Consider the following 20,411-nt stretch of genomic DNA (forward strand, 5'->3'; position numbering starts at 1 on the left):
GTCATTTGGAATGTTTTTGGACTCTGTCTAGAAAGTAAGGCGCTGATGGGTTGGGAGGCCGCGTTGCCCGAAGGGATGGACGCCGCGGACGCTGCGCGAGATGGCTCTCCTTCGCCCGGCACATAGGGGAGAGGACATGGCCGCGAGCACGACAAACTTCGACTTCATCGTCATCGGAGGCGGGTCTGCCGGATGCCTCTTGGCCAATCGACTCAGCGCCGAACCGGGCAACCGGGTCCTGTTGCTGGAGGCTGGCAAGCCGGACAACTACGCTTGGATCCATGTGCCTGTCGGATATCTCTACTGCATTGGCAACCCTCGCACCGACTGGATGTACAACACCGAGGCCGACCAGGGTTTGAACGGCCGCAGCCTGCGCTATCCCCGCGGCAAGACCCTCGGCGGATGTTCGTCGATCAACGGCATGATCTACATGCGCGGCCAGGCGCGCGATTACGACAATTGGGCCGAGCTGACCGGTGAAGAGGACTGGTCGTGGAATGGCGCGCTGCGCGATTTCATGGCGCATGAGGATCACTACAAGCTGGACCATGGCGCCGATCCTCAAGTGGGCGACAATGAACGCTTTTCCGACATGCATGGACATGGCGGCGAGTGGCGTGTCGAAAAACAGCGTTTGCGCTGGGACATTCTCGACAGTTTCGCCGATGCTGCGGTGCAGGCGGGGATCGAGAAGACAGACGATTTCAACAGCGGTGACAATTCGGGCGTCGGTTACTTCGATGTCAACCAGCGGTCGGGCTGGCGCTGGAACACCTCCAAGGCGTTCCTGAAACCGGCGAAGCAACGGCGGAACCTGACGGTCTGGACAGAGGCCCAGGTCGAAAATCTGCTCTTCGAGACGGATGCCGACGGCGGGGTGAGGTGCTCCGGCGCGCTGGTCCATCACAAGGGCAGGGCGCTCAGCGTGACGGCCCGACGCGAGACGATCGTGTCGGCCGGGGCGATCAATTCGCCGCAGATCCTCCAGCTCTCGGGGATCGGTCCCGCGGAGGTGCTGCGCGAGCACGGCATCAAGGTTCTGCGAGATGCTCCCGTCGGCGAAAACCTGCAAGATCACCTGCAGATCCGCGCGGTCTACAAAGTCAATGGCACGCGAACGCTCAACGCACTCGCCAGCACCCTTTTCGGCAAGGCGGCGATAGGCGCGGAATATGCTTTCAAGCGCTCTGGCCCAATGAGCATGGCGCCGAGCCAGCTCGGCGCGTTCACCCGATCTGACAAGACGCGGCCCCACGCGAACCTCGAGTATCACGTTCAGCCGCTCAGCCTCGACGCCTTTGGGGAGCCGCTGCACGCCTTTCCAGCGATGACGGTCAGCGTCTGCAACCTCAACCCGAGCAGCAGGGGAAGCGTGCGCATCGGCTCTGCCAGCTTCCGCGATGCGCCGAAGATTTCGCCGAACTATCTGGCCACCGAAGATGACCGAAAGGTGGCCGCCGACAGTCTGCGACAGGTCCGCCGCATCATGTCGCAGCCTGCTTTGGCGAACTACAAGCCCGAGGAATTCAAGCCTGGCATTCAGTACCAGAGCGACGAGGAGCTAGCCAAGCTGGCCGGGGACATCGCCAACACGATTTTCCATCCGGTCGGTACCGTGAAAATGGGGAGCAAGGATGACGACACCGCCGTTCTGGATCCGCACCTGCGGGTCAAGGGAGTGGCGGGGCTGCGGGTCGTCGATGCCAGCATTATGCCGGAGATCACGAGCGGCAACACCAACTCTCCGACGCTGATGATCGCCGAGAAGGCGGCACGCTGGATCTTGGCCGGACAATGACACGCGCGTCCCATCTTGGAGGAACCATGCGCACATCCTTCTCAAATCTGCCTCTCACCGGGGTGAAAGTTGTGGATTTCGGGCAGTACATCGCCGGACCCGCCGTGGCGATGCTTCTGGGCGATCTGGGCGCGACGGTCGTGCATATCGACCCGCCGGGAGGCCCCATGTGGGACAGTCCGGCCAACGCGACCCTGATGCGCAACAAGCTGATCGTGAAGCTTGACCTCAAGTCCGACGACGGCCTGGCCAAGGCGCGCGCGCTGTGCGCCGAGGCGGACATTCTTGTCGAGAATTTCCGACCTGGCAAACTCGCCGCGCTGGGTATCGACTTTGCGGCCATGCGCGAGGAGCGACCTGAACTCATCACGGTGTCCATTCCTGGCTTTGCGTCCAACGATCTTGAACGCCGCGAGCAGCGCGCGTTCGAAAGTGTCGTCGCGGCCAGTTCCGGCGTATTTACGGACATGGGGCTCAACCGCGTGTTGATGGGTCTCAATCCTTCCTTCTCGCCATTGCCTCTCTCGTCTGCCTACGCATCGCAGATTGCGGCGTCGGCAACTGTACTTGCGCTGCAATCGCGACAGTTGACCGGCCTCGGCGACCAGATCGAGGTGCCGCTGGCGGCGGCGGTGATGGAGGGGCTTTGCTATAATTCCATCAAGGTCTCCGACATGCCGGCGCGCTACCTGACCCAGCGCGAGATCGAAATCGAACGGCGCCGCGTCGAAGGTCTGCCGATGAACGTGTCGTACCAGGACCTGCAGGAGCTGCTCGACCCGTTCTTCCGCAGCTACATGTGCAAGGATGGACGTGGGTTCTATGTCGTCTGCCCCAGCCATAAGAACCACGCCCGACGCTGCCTCGAGGTGCTTGGCCTTTATGACGAGATGATCGAGGAGGGTCTTCAGGAAGAAGACGACACCTACAAGCCCCAGTCGGAATGGAAGTCCGATACATCGCTCGGGGTCTACCCCATGCCGAAGCTCTGGGCCGACAAGATCGCCGCGCGGATGAAAGAGGTGTTCATGACCCGCACCTCGCATGAATGGAAGCGCATGTTCGGTCGAGCGGGAATCCCCGGCGCGCCGCAGCGCTGGCTGCAGGAGTGGATCAACGACGAATATGCCGAGACGTCCGGCCTGATGATTGACGTCTGGGATCCGGAGTACGGCGAGATGATTCAGCCCGGTCCGGTGGTCTGGATGGAAGAGAGCGGCGAAGAGGCACTGAGCCCCGCCCCGCGCCGCTGGGTGGAGTTCGACGAGGCGCTGAAGGCCCTGAAAAAGCTGCGTACCGAGATTCCGGATGTGGAAGATGGCATCGAGCAGGAAGGCTGGTTGTCGGGGGTTCGCGTTCTGGACATGTGCAATGTCATCGCGGGCCCGCATTCGGCCAGCTATCTCGCGCGGTTCGGCGCCGAGGTGATCAAAATCGACCCGGCCACGCCGCTCTACGACAGCTGGAACACGGTGGTCTACGGGCTTAGCCAGGGGCGGGGGAAGAAGTCGATCCTTGCCGACGTGAAATCCGAGCACGGCCGCAAGGTCTTCGAAGACCTGGTGAAATCGGTCGACGTGATCTTCTGGAACGCGCCGGACAGCCAGATTAAGCGCATGGGCCTCGACGCCGACAGTCTGCGCAAGCTGAACCCCGAGGCGATCTTCTGCAAGCTGGATTGTTTCAGCGGCGTGCGGCGCGGAACGCGCACTGATTACATCGGCTATGACGACCTCGTGCAGGCGATCACAGGGATCATGCTGCGGTTTGGCGGCGCAATGGATCGGCCCGAAGAGCATGCCCACGTTGGCACGATCGACGTGATGTGCGGTTTCGGCGGTGCTCTGGCGGTCGCTGCTGCCCTCTATCAGAAGAATCGCTTTGGCCGTATCGGGCGCGGGCGGACGTCGCTCTCTGCCAACAGCGGGCTGTTGCAGGTGCCTTTCGCTTATGACTTCCGGGGCAGGGGGCTCTTCGATGAACCCTCGGGGCCAGAGGCCAACGGTTACGACTCTCTCAGTCGTTTCTACAGCACGGCCTCCGGCGTCTATATCCTGCTGTGTGCCTATGAAAGCGACCTGCCGCGATTCCGGAATGTCGAAGACTTGTCCGACCTCCCCGACCTTGCGGAAGAGGATCGCGCAGCCTACCTGGCAGGTGCATTCCAGATGCATCCCGCCACGGAGTGGATCGCGCGCCTGCGTGCGGCAGACATCGGCTGTGCGCTCTGCAACAACATCGACGCTCTTCGCTCCGAGAATATGCGGGAGCCGGACGGTACGCCCGGCACCGAGCGGGGCAGCTATTCGTTTTCGCAGTACGTTGACCACCCCAGCGGGCACGAGGTGATCCAGCTTGATCCCTACGCGGTGCGCCCGACGCGCGGGAAGGTCTTTGCCCTCTCGCCGACGGAGAAGTTCGGCTCGTCCACCCGAGCCATCCTGAGCGAGCTGGGTTACTCCGACGCGGCCATCGAAAGGATGCTGAAATCCGGACAGCTCAGCGAAAGCTGGAGCGCGGAGTACCTTCCCAGCTGAGGGCAGATCAGGGCGGGCAGAAATGCCCGCCCAACCCATGCAGCGCGCCGCAGTTCATCGCAGGGTCCGGGCGGCTCTGTTGCACAATTCGGCGGCTGACCAAGGCATCCTTGTCCCCGGACGCTCTTATCCCGCGGCTTCCGTGACAGGTCTCGCGGCGGGCGGCGCCATGGCGATCGAACCGTCTGATTCCACGCCATGTTCGGCGCTGGCGCTCTGCGTCCTGGACGAGCGTGTCGACATCCCCGCGGGTGTGTTTGACGTGCTGACCGGCCGTCCCGAGGTCATCGGTGGCGCGCTCACCGTCTCGCCCGTTGTGCGCAGGCCCAGCGTCACCGGTAAAACCCGGGTGAAGGAGGCTCTGGCTGATTTGCAGAGGGCGGGCCACGATCAGGCTCCGGGCACGCTCTTCAAGGCAGCCACCCGGTTCTACGCGCTGATTTTCGAAGGCGCACGTCACAACATCGCGTGGGAGATCGTCCAGCGGCTGAACGGCCGAATCTCGCGGCTGCGCGTCCTCACCCTGACCAGCGATGATCGTGACAGGCAGGGGCCGGAACACATGCAGGCGATCTGCAACGCGATCACCAATAGCGATCCGGAGGCCGCTCTGGCCGCGGTGAAGGCGCATCTAAACGAGGTCAAGACCATCGCCCGTCACCTTTTGCCGGGCAATGCAAAGGAATAGAAGCGCGGGCGGAGCTGGATTAGTTTTCAGCGGCGGAGAGACACGAGGTTCTCTCGCAGGATTGCTCTGAAAAACGCTCTCCCACTGGGGAGCATGTCGCTATCTATCCGCTCCGGGGCTGAAGTCGGAGCGCCCGCAATTGGAATTTCCACTTGGCAGCATCACATTGGCGCTTGTGCGAATCCAAGCCAGAGCAGGGCGGTCGCCCAGGCATCGAACCGCGGCTCTGGAAACACGTCTTCACGCTGGCGCCAGTCAGGGCTGACCGTCGACGCGTTGCTCCAACTGCGCCGGAGGTGGACTGAGTGGGGCCGTGCTCTGTCTGAGTGCGCGGCCTTTCTGTCGATGGCGCTCTCGCGGCGGGGGAGTTGGTCAGCCGGAGCCAGCCCGAATTGACAAACTCGTTGGCGCCACTGAAGAACCCAGACCCAGTTTGCTAGCCGCAAAATTTTGGCAGGCCCGGTAAGAAACCATTGTCATCGCGACCCTTCCCTCTTGAGGAGATGTGCATCTTTCTAACGAGATGAGCTACATGCCGTCCGCACTGGACTGTCGCCTCTCCTGCTGTATTGATGTCGTCCGAAGCGGTCCGGATACGTCTGGAACCCGTGGAAAAGACCCATCAAATTTTCGGGAGGAAACATGGATCGTCGTTCTTTCATTCGCCGTGGTGCCCTGGCGGGCGCCGGCGCAGCAGCGCTGGCCAGCCCAGCTGTCGCGCAGGACCGTATCACCTGGCGTATGGTCACAACATGGCCAAAGAACTTTCCTGGCCTGGGTGTCGGTGCACAGCGCATGGCAGACCGGATCACCGCCGCATCTGGTGGCCGCCTCACCGTTCAGGTCTACTCTGCCGGCGAGATGGTGCCGCCTCTGCAGTCTCTGGATGCGGTGATCGACGGCACCGCCGAAATGAGCCATGGCGCCGCCTACTATTGGCAAAACAAGTCCACCGCCCTGAACTACTTCACCGGTGTGCCTTACGGGATGACTGCCGGTGAACTCGCTGCCTGGGTGCGTCACCTCGGCGGGCAGGAGCTTTGGGATGAGGTCTATGACCAGTTCGGGGTACAGGCCTTCCTGTCTGGCAATACCGGCACCCAGGCGGGGGGCTGGTTCCGTGAGGAATTGACCGGTCTCGACAGCCTCAAAGGCGTGCGCTTCCGCACGCCCGGTCTGGGCGGTCGTGTCTGGGAGAAACTGGGTGCGACGGTAACGAACATGGCCGCGGGGGAGATTTTCCAGGCGCTGCAGTCGGGTGCGCTGGACGCGGCCGAATTCGTCGGCCCCTACAACGACCTGGCGCTCGGCTTCCATCAGGTGGCGAAGAACTACTATTTCCCGTCCTTCGTGGAGCCGGGTCTCGCGACCGAGCTCGTGGTCGACAAGGCCAAGTTCCAGGAACTGCCCGACGATCTTCAGGCCATCGTTCGCGATGTCTGCCAGGCGGAGTATGACAGCGTCTCCTCCGATTTCGTGGCAAACGATCCGCGCGCGCTGAAGACTCTTGTCGAAGATCACGGCGTTCAGGTTCGTCAGTTCCCCGAGGAGATTCTCGAAGCCGGGGCCGGGGCCGCGATGGAGATCATCGCCGAGTTGCGCGACAGCGGCGACGAGATGACCCGCAAGGTCACCGAGCACTTCATCGAATCGCTGAACATGATGCGCACTCGCACCGAGGGCAACGACCTGAGCTTCATCCAGGCGCGGGCCCGCTACTTCACGCTTTGAAGGATATCCCTTCAACGAAACAGAAGGGCCCGGACATCGTCCGGGCCCTTTCGTTTTTCACCTGCGGCACGTGTGTCCCGGCGCGCTCAGCCTCCGATGAGGCCGGGGAGCCAGGTGACCACGCCCGGGAAGGCGAAGAGCATGGCGATAGCCAGGATTTGCAGCAGCACGAAGGGCAGGATGCCCTTGTAGATGGCTGAGGTCGGCACGCTGTCGGGCGCCACGCCGCGCAGGTAGAACAGCGCGAAGCCGAAGGGGGGCGTCAGGAACGAGGTCTGCAGGTTTACCCCGACCATGACGCCAAGCCAGACCGGGCTGATGTCCATGGCCAGCAGGACCGGCGCCGTGATCGGGATCACGATGAAGATGATCTCGAAGGTGTCGAGAATGAAGCCCAGCACGAACATGATCGCCATGACTGCGGCGACCGCCATCAGCGGGCCCCCCGGCAGACCGGTCAGGAACTCGTGCACGAGGTTGTCGCCCCCCATCATCCGGAACACGACCGAGAAGACCGCAGCACCGAAGAGAATGATGAAGACCATGCTCGTGATGGTGGCGGTCTGGATTGCCGTCTCGTGCACGATCCTCCAAGTCAGCTTCCAGCGGAATGCGGCCAGAAGTGTGGCCCCCACGGCGCCCACCGAGGCTGCCTCGGTCGGCGTCGCGATGCCCCCGAGGATCGAGCCCAGCACCGCCAGGATCAGCAACAAGGGGGGCAGCAGTGCGGTGACGATCTCGCGCTTCAGCTCGGCCTTTTCCTCAGGCGGAACGGGGGTTGCGGGGCAACTCTCGGGATCGACGATCGCCTTGAAGATCACATATCCGATGTAGAGAAGCACAAGAAGCACGCCCGGCAGCATGGCCCCCGCGAAAAGGTCGCCGACCGAGACTGGGCTGGGGGCGAAGTTGCCCTTGGCCATCTGCACCTGGGCATTGATCCCCGAAAGCATGTCACCCATGAAGATCAGGACGGTCGACGGCGGGATGATCTGGCCCAGCGTCCCCGAGGCACAGATCACGCCCGTGGCCAGCGTCGGTTTGTAGCCGGCGCGCATCATGGCCGGTAGCGAGATCAGACCCATGGTCACCACCGTGGCCCCGACCACGCCGGTCGAGGCCGCCAGCATTGCGCCCACGATCACCACGGAAATCGCAAGGCCACCGCGCATGTTGCCGAAGAGTTTGCCCATGGTCATGAGGAGCTGCTCGGCGATCTGTGATCGTTCGAGCATCACCCCCATGAACACGAAGAGAGGCACCGCCACCAGCACCTCGTTGGTCATGTAACCGATGTAGCGGTTCGCCAGCGAGCCGAAGTTGGAGGGATCGAAGACCCCGAAGTACATGCCAACGGCGCCGAAGATCAGGGACGTCCCCGCGAGGGTGAAGGCCACCGGGAAGCCCAACAGCAGAAAGCCGATGATGCCTACGAACATGAGGCCGGAGAGAAGTTCTCCGATGAGGACGGGGTCCATCAGACGGCCTCCGTGGGATGAGTGGGATCTTCTTTGCGGCCATAACGGATGCGATCCGGGACAAGCTCGTCGCGGCCCGCGAGCACGAGGATCGAGCGCAGGAGCATGGCCAGACCCTGCAGCGCAACCAGCGCGGCGAAGACGAGGATGAAGGTCTTCAGCACATAAAGTCCAGGCATGCCGCCGACATTGGCAGAGCCTTCACCGTAGCTCCATGAACGCAGCACGAAAGGCCACGCGTAGGCCCAGACCACCCACATGGCGGGGAACAGGAAAATGACCACGCCCAGCAGGTCGATCAGCGCTTTTTTCTGCGCAGAAGCTGGGCGGTAGAAGATGTCGACGCGCACGTGATTGTCGCGCAGGAGGGCAAAGCCTGCCACTGCGGTGAACATCGCGCCGTTGAGCCAGATGTAGAGATCCTGAAGCCAGACGTGGCTGACGGCAAAGACATAACGCTGTACCACAACGGTAAAACAGACGATCACGATACCGACCGCCAGCCAGGACATGACCGTCCCGACCACGGTGTTGATCAAGCAAATGATGGCGGCAATCCGCCCGACGAACTTCACGCTGCGTCCTCCTCCTGAGGGCCGGGAAAACCGCCCGGCGATACAGCGTTCTATGCCTGCCCCGAAGCGGAAGTCCAAGCGGTGGAGCGTCAATCATTGTCTCTCTGGATGAAAAATGCGCGACTCCTGGGGTGCCGGAGGGCCACTATTGCCGTTCGCTTGCGAGCATCTTGGCGTGCAGCTTCGTGTTCCGTTTTCGGGCGGCACGGTCCCCCGGACCGTTTCTTAATCCCTCAAACCCTTTGGTTCGTCCATTCAGTCGACCGCGCCCCGCGTTTTCACGCCCAAGCTGGACGCCCTTCGGTGAGCCTTCAGGTACGTGGCATCGATCATCACGGCTTTATTCGCGCCGTGCCCCGCAGCCGACGGATGCCGATGCCCTGCCCGGTGGCCGGCTCGATGGCGCTCAGCACGGCGGCTGAGGCCTGGGCCTCGCCAAGGTGCTCGAGCATCTGTGCGCCGAACCAGATGGCGGGGATCGGGTTGGCGATGTTCCGGCCCGCGATATCCGGAGCCGACCCATGCACCGGTTCGAACGTCGAAGGGGCCGACCGGTCCGGGTTGATATTGGCCGAGGCGGCAAAACCTAGGGCGCCAGCGCAGGCAGGCTTACCTCCACGATCAGCCCCGGCTTGGCGTTCTGCAGGGTCACAGCCCCGTTGTGCCTTTCGGCAATCGCGCGCACCAGCGCCAGCCCCAACCCGCTGCCGGGCTTCGAACGGCTGGGGTCGAGGCGGTGGAACGGCTCGAAGACGCGCTGCATGGAAGCCTGCGGAATGCCCGGGCCGCAGTCCGCCACCGTAAACAGCACGCGCCCGTCCGACCGGCCAAGTCCCGCCGTGATGCGGTTGCCCTCAGGGCCGTGTGTCACGGCGTTCTGCAGCAGGTTGACCACCATTTGTTGCAACATCTGGGCATCGCCCCGGATGCCGTAGTCCTGCCCTGCCTCCACCGTGAACGTCAGGCTCTGACCTGCGTCCTCAGCGATCAGGGCGAAGGTCTCGGCAAGGTCGCCCGCAAGCGCCGCCAGATCCACGTCCGCAGTCAGAAGCCCGTCGCCCCCCGCCTCGATGCGGGACAGTTGCAGATAGGAATCGAAGATCACCCGCATGGCCTCTAACTCGTCCTGCGTATCGGCAAGCTCAAGGCCCGGGTCTTCGCCAGCCTCCACCTTTTCCATGGCCTTGCCCAGCGAAAGATAGGCCCGGCCCAGGGGCGATTTCAGATCGTGCGCGGCGGCGGCGGCGGTGTTGCGAGTGGTGGCGACCATGCGCGAAAGCCGGTCGAGATGGTGGTTCAGTTGCAGCGCGATCCGGTCGATCTGCGTGGTGCCGCCATGGTAGGGGATGCGCACAGCCATGTCGCCATCGCTGGTCCGTGACAGGGCGCTTTCAATGTCCCGCAGCCGCCGCAGGCTCTGGTTGCTCAGGTAATAACCCACCGACAGCATGGTCAGGACGATGAAGAAGCCGCTCAGAGTAAGGGAGCGGAAAATCAGGATTTTCGTCTGGTAAAGCAGGTCCAGCCGCTGCCCGACGACAAGCACATTCCCGCCCAGCGGGCCCGCGTAATAGACGTAATCCGCTGCCATTCCGTCGAGCGAAGGTGTGGCGTGATCCATGGGCCCGACCTGCAGGCCGCTGCCCACGGGCCGGGTCTTGAGGTTGCCGGCGACGAGCGCGCCCGACGGCGCGAACAGCGCCGCAACATGGTGCCCGTTCGACGACAGCCGCGCCACCTTGGAGATGGTCTCCACCACATGGTCGGACCCTTCGTTTTCGTGATCGGTGGCGATGATGTTCCAGCGTTGCTGCACATCGTCGCTCAGCTCTGCGGTCAGGCTGCGCTCGACGTAGGCCAGCGCCGCCCAGCCCACCAGCACCAGCACCACCACGAAGGCCATGGCTGAGCGCAGAACCGCCGTGAACGCGGCGCCCGAAAGGACGTCACCGCGGTCCATGCATCGAATACCCGGTGTTGCGGATGGTGTGGATCAGGGGCGTATCGAAGGGCCTGTCGACCTTGGCCCTGAGGCGACTCATATGGGTTTCGACGACGGTGGTGTTGGGCTCAAAGTTGAAGTTCCAGACCCGCTCGAGAAGCAGCGTGCGGGTCACGACCCGGCCCGCGTTGCGCATCAGGATTTCGAGGATGCTGAACTCCTTGGCGTGCAACTCGATGACATTGCCTTGCCGTGTGGCGGTGCGCGACAGCAGGTCAAGCGTCAGGTCGTGCACCGTCAGCACCGGCTCGACCTTTTTCTCCGACTTGCGGCGGACGATCGCGTCGATCCTGGCTACGAGTTCGGAGAAATGGAACGGCTTGGTCAGATAGTCATCCCCGCCAGCCGCCAGACCCTCCACCCTGTCATCGACCTGCCCCAGTGCGGTCAGAAATAGAACGGGCAGGGTCTTCTGCGATGCGCGCAAAGCCTTGAGCACCGACAGCCCATCCATGCCCGGCAGCATGCGGTCGAGGATCGCGAGGTCACAGTCGTTGTACAGGCAATAGCTCAGGGCATCCCGCCCATCGGAAACGTGCTCGACCGAATGCCCGTTTTCGGAAAGGCCGGCGACGATATAGTCGGCAATCTTGGCGTCATCTTCCGCAAGCAGGATTTTCATCGGTCATGGTCTCCTTGCGGGCATGTAACGAGAATCGAGGCTCCGTTTCCAGCGAAAGAGGGTTCTTTGCGCCGATGTAAGATTCGCGCGATTTTCGGGAGAGCGCGCGGTCTTATCGATGGGCCGAGGCCGGTCAGACCGGCCGAAGCTTTGGGAGCGATTGCAATGCAGACGTATCTGACAAATCCGAAAGCGTCGGGGCGGTCGGCGCGTGCACCGTTCGGCGCCGGCAATCTGAGATTGGTCGGCATCACGCTGGCCGTCATCGGATCCCTCGCCATTCTGTTACCCCACGTCGCCACCATCGGGGTCGAGCTCCTCGTCGCCTGGATGCTGACGATCTGGGGCGCAGTCGGTCTGTGGTTTTCCTGGGCCATACGGCCCACGCCCGAGTGGCGCTACGGCTTTGTGACATTCGGACTTCTGTTCCTCGTCGGTGCCGCCTTCGTCCTGTTCACCCGCGCGGGTATCGCCGTGCTCACCGTCTTGATGATGCTGTCCTTCCTGATGGAAGGCATCCTGTCGATCCTCTTCGGGTTGCGCAGCAGCGATCAGGTCGCAAACTGGGGATGGCTGGTCTTCAGCGGGCTGTGTTCTTTCGTTGCGGGCGTCGTCATCCTGTTCGGCTGGCCATGGACCGCAGGCTGGACGCTTGGCCTGATGATGGGCCTGAACTTCCTGTCGACAGGTCTGTCGCTTGTCATGCTGGCAAGTCCGGCGAAGGGTCTGGGCGGACATGACTGACACGATCGACGACGCCGGGTCTCAGTCCGCCTGCCACGTCTGCGGGCGGACGTTTCCCGCAACGGCCTTGCGCCCTTGGATAAGCGTGCGTCCAAGCGTGTCGGACATGATCGCAAAGGAGGCGCCGGGCTGGGCCGATGGCAAGCACATCTGCAAGACCGATCTGGCCCGGTTCCGGCGGGTCTATGTCGAGCGCCTGCTCGAAGGCGAGCGCGGAGAGCTTGGCGATCTGGACCGGCAGGTCATCGCAAGCCTCGAAGCGGGTCAGCCGATCTCGCGCAACCCTGAAGAGGAAATTTCCGAGCGCGTGACCGCCGGAGAAAGGCTTGCCGACAAGGTGTCGGAGTTCGGCGGAAGCTGGGGCTTCATTCTGGGCTTCCTCGTCCTGCTCATTGTGTGGATGACCTCCAACGCGCTGCTCCTCGGACCCAGACCCTTCGATCCTTACCCGTTCATCCTTCTGAACCTGCTTTTGTCCTGCGTGGCGGCATTTCAGGCGCCGATCATCATGATGAGCCAGCGCCGAAAGGATGCGAAGGACAGGGTACGGGCCGAGAATGATTATCGGGTCAATCTGAAATCGGAGCTGGAAATCCGCCTGCTTCACGAGAAGATCGACCACCAGCTGGCGCATCAATGGGAGAGACTTGCAGAGATGCAGCAGATCCAGATCGACTTGCTCGAGGAGGGCATCAATGGCAGAGCATGAGCCCCGGACACTGGTCTCGCGCGCGCTTCGCGTGACAGAGCATCCCGCGCTAAAGATCGCAATCCCGATCGTCATCGGCGTCATTGCCGTGGTCGTGCTGCACAAACTTGCGAGCCATGTGCGGTGGACCGACGTGAAGGCCGATCTCGCGGCTACCAAACCGACGGTTCTTCTGGCTGCACTTGGCTGCACCGTTCTGAGCTTTATCGGCATAGCGTTCTACGATCTTCTCGCCATGCGGGCCGTCGCGCCGGGCAGGATGCCCGCTCTGGTGCCATCGGTCACCGGGGCAGCGGGCTATGCGATAACCGGCTTGCTCGGGGTGTCGTACATTACGGGCACGGCTGTCCGGTACAGGGTCTACTCCGCCTTCGGTCTCGACCTTGTGACGATCGGCGCGATCCTGGCGATCTCGTGGTCTGGGTTCGTATCCGCTCTGATCCTGGCGTTCGGCGCCTTGCTGACACTTCATCCCGCGGGATTGAGTTCGGTCGTCAACATCGCGCCCGCCATCGAGACGTCGCTCGGGGTTGCCCTGCTCGTCGCTCTGTGCGGCTATCTCCTGTGGCTTGCTACGGGCCAGCGGCGGCTGAAAACCGGCGGGTACAGCATCGAACTCCCGGGGCCGCTACAGGCCTGCGGCCTGACGCTTGCCGGGCTTCTCGATGTCTCGGGTGCGGCGCTGACGCTTTACGTCCTCTTGCCGGCTGACATCGTGCCAAACCTGCCCTTTTTCGCGGCGGTGTTCTTCGCCGCCGTGGGGCTTGGCATCCTCAGCCATTCGCCCGGGGGCTTGGGCGTCTTCGAGGCGACCATCATCGCGGGTCTCGGGGCCTCTGGCCGGTCGGACGTTCTGGCATCGCTGCTGCTGTACCGGCTCGTCTACACCGTCCTGCCCTTTGCCATCGCCGGCAGCGGGCTCGCGATCACCGCGGCGATGGCCAGTCGCGGGCGGCTCACGTCAACGTCTGGCGTACTGTGGCGCTCGATCAAACCTGTTGTGCCGGTCCTCGCGTCGGCCTTGGCCGTGTTCGCAGGTGCCGTGCTTCTTGTGTCCGGCAACCTGCCCGCCGAGGGCTCGCGGCTGGAGGTTTTGCGCGACGTTCTCCCGCTTGGCGTGGTGGAGGTATCGCACCTCGCGGGAAGCCTCGCCGGTGTCCTGCTGATTGTCATCGCCGCCGGACTTTACCGCAAGCTCTACCGCGCCTGGCTCTTTGCGATGGTCCTCATCGCCGTGGGGTTCGCGGTATCGCTGGCCAAGGGGCTCGACTGGATCGAAGCCCTGTCGATGATCGCCGCTTTCGCGGTGCTGGGGCTGCTGCGCCCGGCCTTCTACCGCGCCGAAGACGTCTCGCTTTTCCGGCTGGACAGGAGATGGCTCCTCAGCGTTCTTGTGCTCGCCGCCGCAGTCCTCTGGGTCGGGCTTTTCGCCTACGATCATGTGGACTACCGCAACAGTCTCTGGTGGCAGTTCAGCTGGAACGGCGATGCGCCGCGCTTTCTGCGTGCCAGTCTCGTCGTGGCCATCGTCCTCGCGGCGGTGCTGGTCAATTCGCTTATCAGTCACCGCGCAACGGTTCGGGGGAACAACGGCATTCCCGATGCCGTGCGGCGGCTGGTGGCCGAAAGCGAGGATACCGAGGCCAACATCGCCCTGACCGGCGACAAGCAATTCCTGCTGTCGGAGGACGAAAGCGCCTTCGTCGCCTATGCGGACACGGGCAAATCGCTGATCTCCCAAGGGGACCCTGTCGGCGACGCGAAGGCCGGGACGGCCCTGATCTGGGCGCTCCGCGAAAAGGCCTACCGTGAGGGCAAGCGGGTGGCGTTCTACTCCGTCTCGCCCGCTTATCTGCCGACTTACCTCGACCTCGGTCTGTCGCTCCTCAAGATCGGAGAGGTCGCGCGCGTCGATCTGCGTGGCTTCACGCTCGACGGCTCCAAGCGCAAGGACCTGCGGCAGGCGCGCAATCGCGCCGCGCGGGACGGGTTCGTGTTCGAAGTCGTGCCGCAGGCTGACGCGCAGGCGATCCTGCCGAACCTCAAGCAGATCTCGGACGCCTGGCTCGCCCAGAAGCAGGGGGAGGAGAAGGGTTTCTCGCTCGGCGCCTTCACCGAAGACTACATGCGCAACTTCGACGTGGCTGTCCTGCGCAATCCCGACGGCAAGATCGTCGCCTTCGCCAACCTCTTCCAAGGCGCCAACCGGCACGAGCTGTCGCTCGACCTCATGCGGTATCTGCCAGACGCCCCGCATTTCGCTATGGATGCGCTCTTTGCCGAGATGATGCTCTGGGGCGCGGCAGAGGGCTTTCACTGGATGTCACTGGGGGCCGCGCCCTTCTCAGGCGTCGAGAACCGCGAGCTTGCGCCGCTTTGGAACCGGATCGGCGGGGTCCTCTACGAAAACGGCGGGCATTTCTACCGCTTCGAGGGGCTGCGGGCCTTCAAGGAGAAGTTCGATCCGGTCTGGACGCCCAATTACCTCGCCTGTCCGGGTGGACTTGCCGCGCCACGAATCCTCTACGAGGTCAACGTGCTCGTCTCCGGCGGCCTCCGCGGACTGATGAAATAGGGAGGCCCGCGCATGATCGTGAACTTTGAAGCCCACGCCTCCAACGAGCGCACCTTCCTCTCCTGGGTCCGGACCGCCGTCGCCATTGTCGGCTTCGGGCTCGCCGCCTCGCGACTGGGCGAGACGTCCGCGCCGCACTGGGCGTCGTATATCATGCTCGGCGCTGGCGTTACGGTCGTGCTGACCGCCTGGCTGCGGATGCGGCATGTGCGCAAGAGAATTGATCGCGATGAGCACCTGCCCGACGACGACGGACCGGCGGAAGCTCTTCTGCTGATGCTCGTCATGACGCTGTTCGTGCTGCTGGGGAGCTTTGCCATCCATGTCGCGCCCTAAGCCGAACAGTCTGTGGCGAGTGCCGTTCACGCTTGCGTTTCTGGCGGTGATGGTCGCGGCAAATGCCGCTTCGGGGACGTTCTCGGGCCACCTTGACCCGGGCGTTCTGAATGTACGCGGGATCGGTCTCGGCGCGCTACAGGACGGAAACCCGTGGCGCTTCGTAACTGCCATCTTCCTGTCGCACGATCTGCCCATGCTGATGCGGCAACTGGCGTTCGCGGCAACCGTCATCGGTCTGACCGAGTGGCTTTTCGGCAGCCTCCGCGCCGCTGCTCTTTTCTTCGCGCTTGATTTCGCCTCTACGATCACGCTTCTTGCCGCCATTACGTCGATACCCGGCCTCGCTGTGTTGGCGCAGACGACCGATGTCGGCATGTCGCTCGGCGGATTCGGACTGATCGGTCTTCTTGCCGCGCACTGGCGATATGGCCTTTTCACCATCGCGACGATCCTCTTGCTCGTGGCCATCAAGTACGCCATCGCGCCGGAGCCGCTGGCCGATGCCGGGCATGTCATCGCGCTCGTGATCGGCGCCTGCGTCGGACAGCTTGCGAAGGGCTCCGCCCTTCTGCGCATTCCAGAGGTCACGACGGCGCCAGAGAAAACCGTGGAGACACACCAGCGGGGCGGACGGCAATGACATTTCGCAAGGTAAGGACTCCATCGGCAATCGTGATTAACCTTGCCCTCGCGGCATGCAGCAGTTCGCGCGACACGTTTCTGATACCCGGCGGCCCGGTCGCGGCGGCGCAGCGCGCGGAGTTCTTCCACATCATTGGATGGACGATGATCGCCATACTGCCAGTGTTCGTGCTCGTGCCCTTGCTGCTCTGGCGGTACCGTTACCGGAACGAGAAGGCCCGCTACACGCCCGACTGGGAGAGATCTTCGATCCTCGAAATTCTTATGTGGGGCGTGCCGCTCATCATCGTGGCGGTCCTGTCGGTGCAGCTTTACTGCACGACGCATGAGCTCGACCCGACGAAGACCCTCGCGTCCGACAACCCGCCGCTCCGGGTGCAGGTGGTGGGTCTCGACTGGAAATGGCTGTTTATCTACCCCGACCTCGGCATCGCCACCGTGAACCAACTGGCGTTCCCCGAGAACACGTCTGTCGCGCTCGACCTGACCACCGACACCGTGATGCAATCCTTGCTGATTTCGTCGCTCGCGGGGCAAATCTACGCAATGCCGGGAATGCGAACGCGGCTGCACATCCTCGCCGAGGCGCCAGGGGTTTTTGAGGGTGAGAACACGCAGTTCAACGGCACCGGCTTTCCGGCGCAGAAGTTTCAGGCCATCGCGATGACGCAGCAGGCTTTCGACGCCTGGATCCGCAGTGTCAAAGCGGATGGCGCGCCGCTCACCGCCGAGGGCTACGCCCGCCTCGCGCAGGCCTCGACGGGGGACGAAGCGCGCGCAGAGATGGGCGGGGCGGGCGGTCCGGTGGATGCGATCCACTTCTCGTCGGTCGAAGGTGATCTCTTTGGCGCCATCCTGCGCCGCTATACGTCCGGTGCTGCCGTGCCGCCCGCGGGGCAGCCGGGCGCGGTCGGGTACGATCCGAACGCCAGGGCAGGGGAGCAGACACAATGACCGATCCTATTTTCGGCCGTCTCGACTTGTCGTCTTTCGCGTTCGTCCGCGCCTTCGACAACCCGACCGTCAGTGAGCTCATCGGGGCAGGGGCGGCGATGGCGGTGGTGCTCGGCGGGCTTGCCGTTCTCGTCATCCTGACGTGGTTCCGCCTCTGGGCGCCGCTTCTGCGCGTCTGGCTCACCAGTGTCGATCACAAGCGCATCGGTATAATGTACTGCGTTCTGGCGCTCGTCATGCTGACGCGCGGCGTCATCGAAGGCGTCTTGATGCGCACGCAACAGGCGTTCGGCCTTCATGGCGGCTTCCTGACGCCCGACCATTTTTCCGAGCTGTTCAGCACGCACGGCACGATCATGATCTTCTTCGTGGCGATGCCGTTTATCGCCGGCGTCATCAACTACGTCCTGCCGATTCAGATCGGAGCGCGGGACATGGCGTTTCCGGTGATGAACCAGATCAGCCTCGGGTTGACGGCGACGGGGGCGGCGCTGGTGATGCTCTCCCTCGTGGTGGGCGAGTTCTCGACCGGCGGCTGGGCCAATTACCCGCCCTATACCGGCGCCGATTTCCAGCCCGGACCGGGGCCGGATTACTGGATCTGGTCCATCGTCCTCGCGGGCATCGGCACCACGCTCTCGGGCATCAACTTCGCTGTCACGATCTACAAGGGGCGCGCGCCGGGGATGAGCTTCCTTCGAATGCCGATCTTCTGCTGGACGGTGATCTGCGCCTCGATCATCATGATCTTCGCCCTGCCGCCCCTGACTGTGGCCGCGCTGATGCTGGCCGCCGACCGGTACCTCGATTTCCATTTCTTCACCAATGACCTCGGCGGCAACATGATGAACTACGTCAACCTCTTCTGGCTTTTCGGCCATCCGGAGGTCTACCTGCTCATCATTCCCTGTTATGGCATGTTCTCCGAGATCGTCCCGACCTTCTCGGGCAAGCGCATCTACGGCTACATGTCGATGGTCTATGCCACCATGGCGATTGCCGTCCTAAGCTTCTGCGTCTGGCTGCACCACTTCTTCACGATGGGCCAGAGCGCCAATGTCAACGCCGCCTTCGGCATTGCCTCGATGGCCATCGCGATCCCCACGGGCGTGAAGATCTACAACTGGGTCGCGACGATCTTCCGGGGCCGCATCCGCATGACAGTGCCGATGATCTACGTCGTCGGTTTCTTCTACCTGTTCACGGTCGGCGGGCTGACCGGCGTCATGCTGGCCAACCCGGTGATCAGCTACCAGGTGCACAACACGCTCTTCCTCGTGGCGCATTTCCACAATGTGATTATTCCCGGCGTGCTGTTCGGTCTGCTTGCGGCCTATCACTACTGGTTCCCCAAGGCGTTCGGTTTCCGGCTTCACGAAGGATGGGGCCGGCGGGCGGCGCTGCTGTGGATCGCCGGGTTTTCCTTCACCTTCCTGCCGCTCTACTGGCTGGGACTTCAGGGGATGCCGCGCCGGTCCGTCACCTTCAGCGACCCATCGTTCCAGCCCTTCATGTGGCTCGCGTTTTTCGGCGCCGCGCTGATCCTGTCCGCGCTCACCTGCATCTGCATCCAGCTCTGGGTAAGCATCCGGCAGCGCGACCAGTTGGCCGCGCCGCTGGGAGACCCATGGAACGGCCGGTCGCTCGAATGGTCGATCCCGTCGCCGCCGCCCGCGTACAATTTCGCGGTGATCCCGCAGGTCACGCTGCGCGACGAGTTCACCGACGCCAAGGCCACGGGTCGCGCCTATGCGGAGCCGGAGGCATACGAGGATATCGAGATGCCGAACAATACGGCCATCGGCCTGATCGTCTGCGTTTGCGCCACGGCGCTTGGACTGGCGCTTGTGTTCTGGATCTGGTGGCTGGCGGCTCTGTCCTTTTGCGCGATGGTGGCCGCTCTGATCGGGCGCACGTTCCTAACCGAGACGACGCATATCATACCCGCCGCTGAGATCGCGGCCGACCATCGCGCCTGGCTCGCCCGGGTGGGCGCCGCGGGCGCGGTGAACCGTCTCGACGAGACTCACGAACGCAACGCGGGCCTTGCCATTCCGGAACGCCCGGCCAGAGCGGAGCCTGCGGAATGAGCGGCGGCAATCTTCATCCCGGACTGAACCTTGGCGACCATCACGGCAAGGCGCACAGCGGTGCCGAAGCGGTCGTCTTCGGGTTCTGGATATTCCTGATGAGCGATGTGGTGATCTTCGGTCTGGTCTTCGCATCCTACCTGACGGCTGCGAACCCGATGGGGATGGCGGGCGGCACCGGACCGGCGGAGGCTTTCGACCTTGGCAGCGTCTTCGCGCAGACCGTGATCCTGCTCGCCAGCAGCCTGACCTTCGGCTTTGCCACGCTGGCGCTGCGTCACGAAGACGGGCGCAGGGCCATCGCGCGATGGCTTGCGGTGTCCCTGTTCCTCGGCCTCGGCTTCCTGACGCTGGAGATGCGCGACTTCGCCCACATGATCGAGGTCGGTGCGGTGCCGCAACGAAGCGGCTACTGGTCGGCGTTCTGGGGGCTGGTGCCGCTTCACGGGCTTCATTTGGCGGCCGGATGCCTCTGGATCGTCGTCATGCTGGCGCAGATGGCGACGCTTGGCCTTGTTCCGGCGGTCAAGACACGCCTTCTGCGGCTTGGTCTCTTCTGGCACTGCCTCGATCTTATCTGGGTCGCGGTCTTTTCCATCGTCTATCTTGGAGGGCTGATGCCATGACCGATCGGCAACGTGAGACGCGGATGTACCTCGTAGGCTTCGGGCTGGCCCTGACGCTGACGCTTGTCCCGTTTGCGCTGGTCCACTGGGGCCTGATGCAGGGGAGGACGCTCGCCATCACCATCGCGGTGCTTGCCGTGGCGCAGATCGCAGTCCACCTGCGGTTCTTCCTGCATATCGACCTGTCGCGTCAGAAGCGGGAAGACCTGCAACTGATCCTCTTCACCGTGCTGCTCCTCGCCATCATGGCGTTTGGCACGCTCTGGATCATGGGGAACCTCGCCACTCGGATGTAGCT

At 63.2% G+C, this 20,411-nt stretch carries 17 protein-coding genes and 2 pseudogenes; 13 read left to right on the forward strand and 6 right to left on the reverse strand.

Translation table 11 applies throughout. From position 1 onward, the window contains the following. Positions 1 to 136 precede the first annotated feature (136 nt). The 4 genes from HC022_RS00250 (at position 137) to HC022_RS00265 (ending at position 6,757) form a co-directional block, all read left to right on the forward strand. Positions 137 to 1,801: a GMC family oxidoreductase gene (locus HC022_RS00250; RefSeq protein WP_089959233.1), complete on the forward strand. Its 1,665-nt coding sequence runs from the start codon at positions 137 to 139 to the stop codon at positions 1,799 to 1,801. Between the two features lie 26 nt (positions 1,802 to 1,827). Next, on the forward strand, positions 1,828 to 4,338 hold the full coding sequence (locus tag HC022_RS00255) for a CoA transferase (protein ID WP_167450903.1): 2,511 nt from the start codon (positions 1,828 to 1,830) through the stop codon (positions 4,336 to 4,338). Between the two features lie 37 nt (positions 4,339 to 4,375). Further along, on the forward strand, positions 4,376 to 5,026 hold the full coding sequence (locus HC022_RS00260; RefSeq protein ID WP_303049029.1) for an aldehyde dehydrogenase family protein: 651 nt from the start codon (positions 4,376 to 4,378) through the stop codon (positions 5,024 to 5,026). Positions 5,027 to 5,668: 642 nt separating this feature from the next. Continuing rightward, positions 5,669 to 6,757 carry a TRAP transporter substrate-binding protein gene (locus HC022_RS00265; protein WP_008888207.1) on the forward strand — a complete coding sequence of 363 codons (1,089 nt, stop codon included), beginning with the start codon at positions 5,669 to 5,671 and terminating at the stop codon, positions 6,755 to 6,757. An 86-nt stretch (positions 6,758 to 6,843) separates the two neighbouring features. On the opposite strand, the gene HC022_RS00270 is transcribed toward HC022_RS00265, so the two are convergent. From HC022_RS00270 to HC022_RS00295, 6 genes and pseudogenes are all read right to left on the reverse strand, one after another. After that, positions 6,844 to 8,235 (reverse strand): TRAP transporter large permease subunit, encoded by a 1,392-nt coding sequence (locus HC022_RS00270; protein WP_008888238.1) that lies wholly within the window; start codon positions 8,233 to 8,235, stop codon positions 6,844 to 6,846. Further along, positions 8,235 to 8,810, reverse strand: coding sequence for a TRAP transporter small permease subunit (locus tag HC022_RS00275; protein WP_167450905.1), 576 nt, complete (start codon positions 8,808 to 8,810; stop codon positions 8,235 to 8,237). Before HC022_RS00275 ends, HC022_RS00270 begins: the two co-directional genes overlap by 1 nt. A 238-nt stretch (positions 8,811 to 9,048) precedes the next feature. Beyond that, a pseudogene (locus tag HC022_RS00280) lies at positions 9,049 to 9,152 on the reverse strand (IS5/IS1182 family transposase); the annotation flags it as partial. Further along, positions 9,143 to 9,436, reverse strand: a pseudogene (locus tag HC022_RS00285) (isocitrate/isopropylmalate family dehydrogenase); the annotation flags it as partial. The pseudogenes HC022_RS00280 and HC022_RS00285, both read right to left, overlap by 10 nt. Further along, the gene (locus HC022_RS00290; protein WP_167450906.1) at positions 9,397 to 10,770 is read right to left on the reverse strand and encodes a HAMP domain-containing sensor histidine kinase; all 1,374 of its coding nucleotides are present in this window, start codon (positions 10,768 to 10,770) and stop codon (positions 9,397 to 9,399) included. The gene HC022_RS00290 and the pseudogene HC022_RS00285, both read right to left, overlap by 40 nt. Continuing rightward, on the reverse strand, positions 10,757 to 11,434 hold the full coding sequence (locus tag HC022_RS00295) for a response regulator transcription factor (RefSeq protein WP_008888264.1): 678 nt from the start codon (positions 11,432 to 11,434) through the stop codon (positions 10,757 to 10,759). The genes HC022_RS00290 and HC022_RS00295 overlap by 14 nt, the downstream gene beginning before the upstream one ends. 165 nt (positions 11,435 to 11,599) lie before the next feature. Between HC022_RS00295 and HC022_RS00300 the strand changes: the two genes are divergently transcribed. Genes HC022_RS00300 through cyoD form a run of 9 tightly spaced genes read left to right on the forward strand, consistent with a single transcriptional unit; the run spans position 11,600 to position 20,409 of the window. Next, a complete protein-coding gene (locus HC022_RS00300; RefSeq protein WP_008888190.1) occupies positions 11,600 to 12,178 on the forward strand; it encodes an HdeD family acid-resistance protein in 579 nt (192 codons plus the stop codon). Beyond that, entirely contained in the window at positions 12,171 to 12,887 is a 717-nt protein-coding gene (locus HC022_RS00305; protein ID WP_242661695.1) for a DUF1003 domain-containing protein, read from the forward strand. Before HC022_RS00300 ends, HC022_RS00305 begins: the two co-directional genes overlap by 8 nt. After that, on the forward strand, positions 12,874 to 15,462 hold the full coding sequence (mprF, locus tag HC022_RS00310; RefSeq protein ID WP_167450907.1) for a bifunctional lysylphosphatidylglycerol flippase/synthetase MprF: 2,589 nt from the start codon (positions 12,874 to 12,876) through the stop codon (positions 15,460 to 15,462). The genes HC022_RS00305 and mprF overlap by 14 nt, the downstream gene beginning before the upstream one ends. A 12-nt stretch (positions 15,463 to 15,474) precedes the next feature. Beyond that, a complete protein-coding gene (locus tag HC022_RS00315; protein WP_008888294.1) occupies positions 15,475 to 15,798 on the forward strand; it encodes a YidH family protein in 324 nt (107 codons plus the stop codon). Further along, the gene (locus HC022_RS00320; RefSeq protein ID WP_254884838.1) at positions 15,785 to 16,441 is read left to right on the forward strand and encodes a hypothetical protein; all 657 of its coding nucleotides are present in this window, start codon (positions 15,785 to 15,787) and stop codon (positions 16,439 to 16,441) included. Before HC022_RS00315 ends, HC022_RS00320 begins: the two co-directional genes overlap by 14 nt. Continuing rightward, on the forward strand, positions 16,438 to 17,397 hold the full coding sequence (locus HC022_RS00325; protein WP_175583388.1) for a cytochrome ubiquinol oxidase subunit II: 960 nt from the start codon (positions 16,438 to 16,440) through the stop codon (positions 17,395 to 17,397). The genes HC022_RS00320 and HC022_RS00325 overlap by 4 nt, the downstream gene beginning before the upstream one ends. Next, complete coding sequence (locus HC022_RS00330) at positions 17,394 to 19,487, forward strand: cbb3-type cytochrome c oxidase subunit I (protein WP_167450908.1); 2,094 nt, start codon at positions 17,394 to 17,396, stop codon at positions 19,485 to 19,487. Before HC022_RS00325 ends, HC022_RS00330 begins: the two co-directional genes overlap by 4 nt. Beyond that, positions 19,484 to 20,113, forward strand: a complete 630-nt coding sequence (locus tag HC022_RS00335; RefSeq protein WP_089959209.1) for a cytochrome c oxidase subunit 3 — start codon at positions 19,484 to 19,486, stop codon at positions 20,111 to 20,113. The genes HC022_RS00330 and HC022_RS00335 overlap by 4 nt, the downstream gene beginning before the upstream one ends. Next, positions 20,110 to 20,409 carry a cytochrome o ubiquinol oxidase subunit IV gene (cyoD, locus tag HC022_RS00340; RefSeq protein WP_008888170.1) on the forward strand — a complete coding sequence of 100 codons (300 nt, stop codon included), beginning with the start codon at positions 20,110 to 20,112 and terminating at the stop codon, positions 20,407 to 20,409. Before HC022_RS00335 ends, cyoD begins: the two co-directional genes overlap by 4 nt. Positions 20,410 to 20,411: the final 2 nt, after the last annotated feature.

The organism is Salipiger sp. HF18, from assembly GCF_011806505.1.
Classification (GTDB): Bacteria; Pseudomonadota; Alphaproteobacteria; order Rhodobacterales; family Rhodobacteraceae; genus Salipiger; species Salipiger thiooxidans.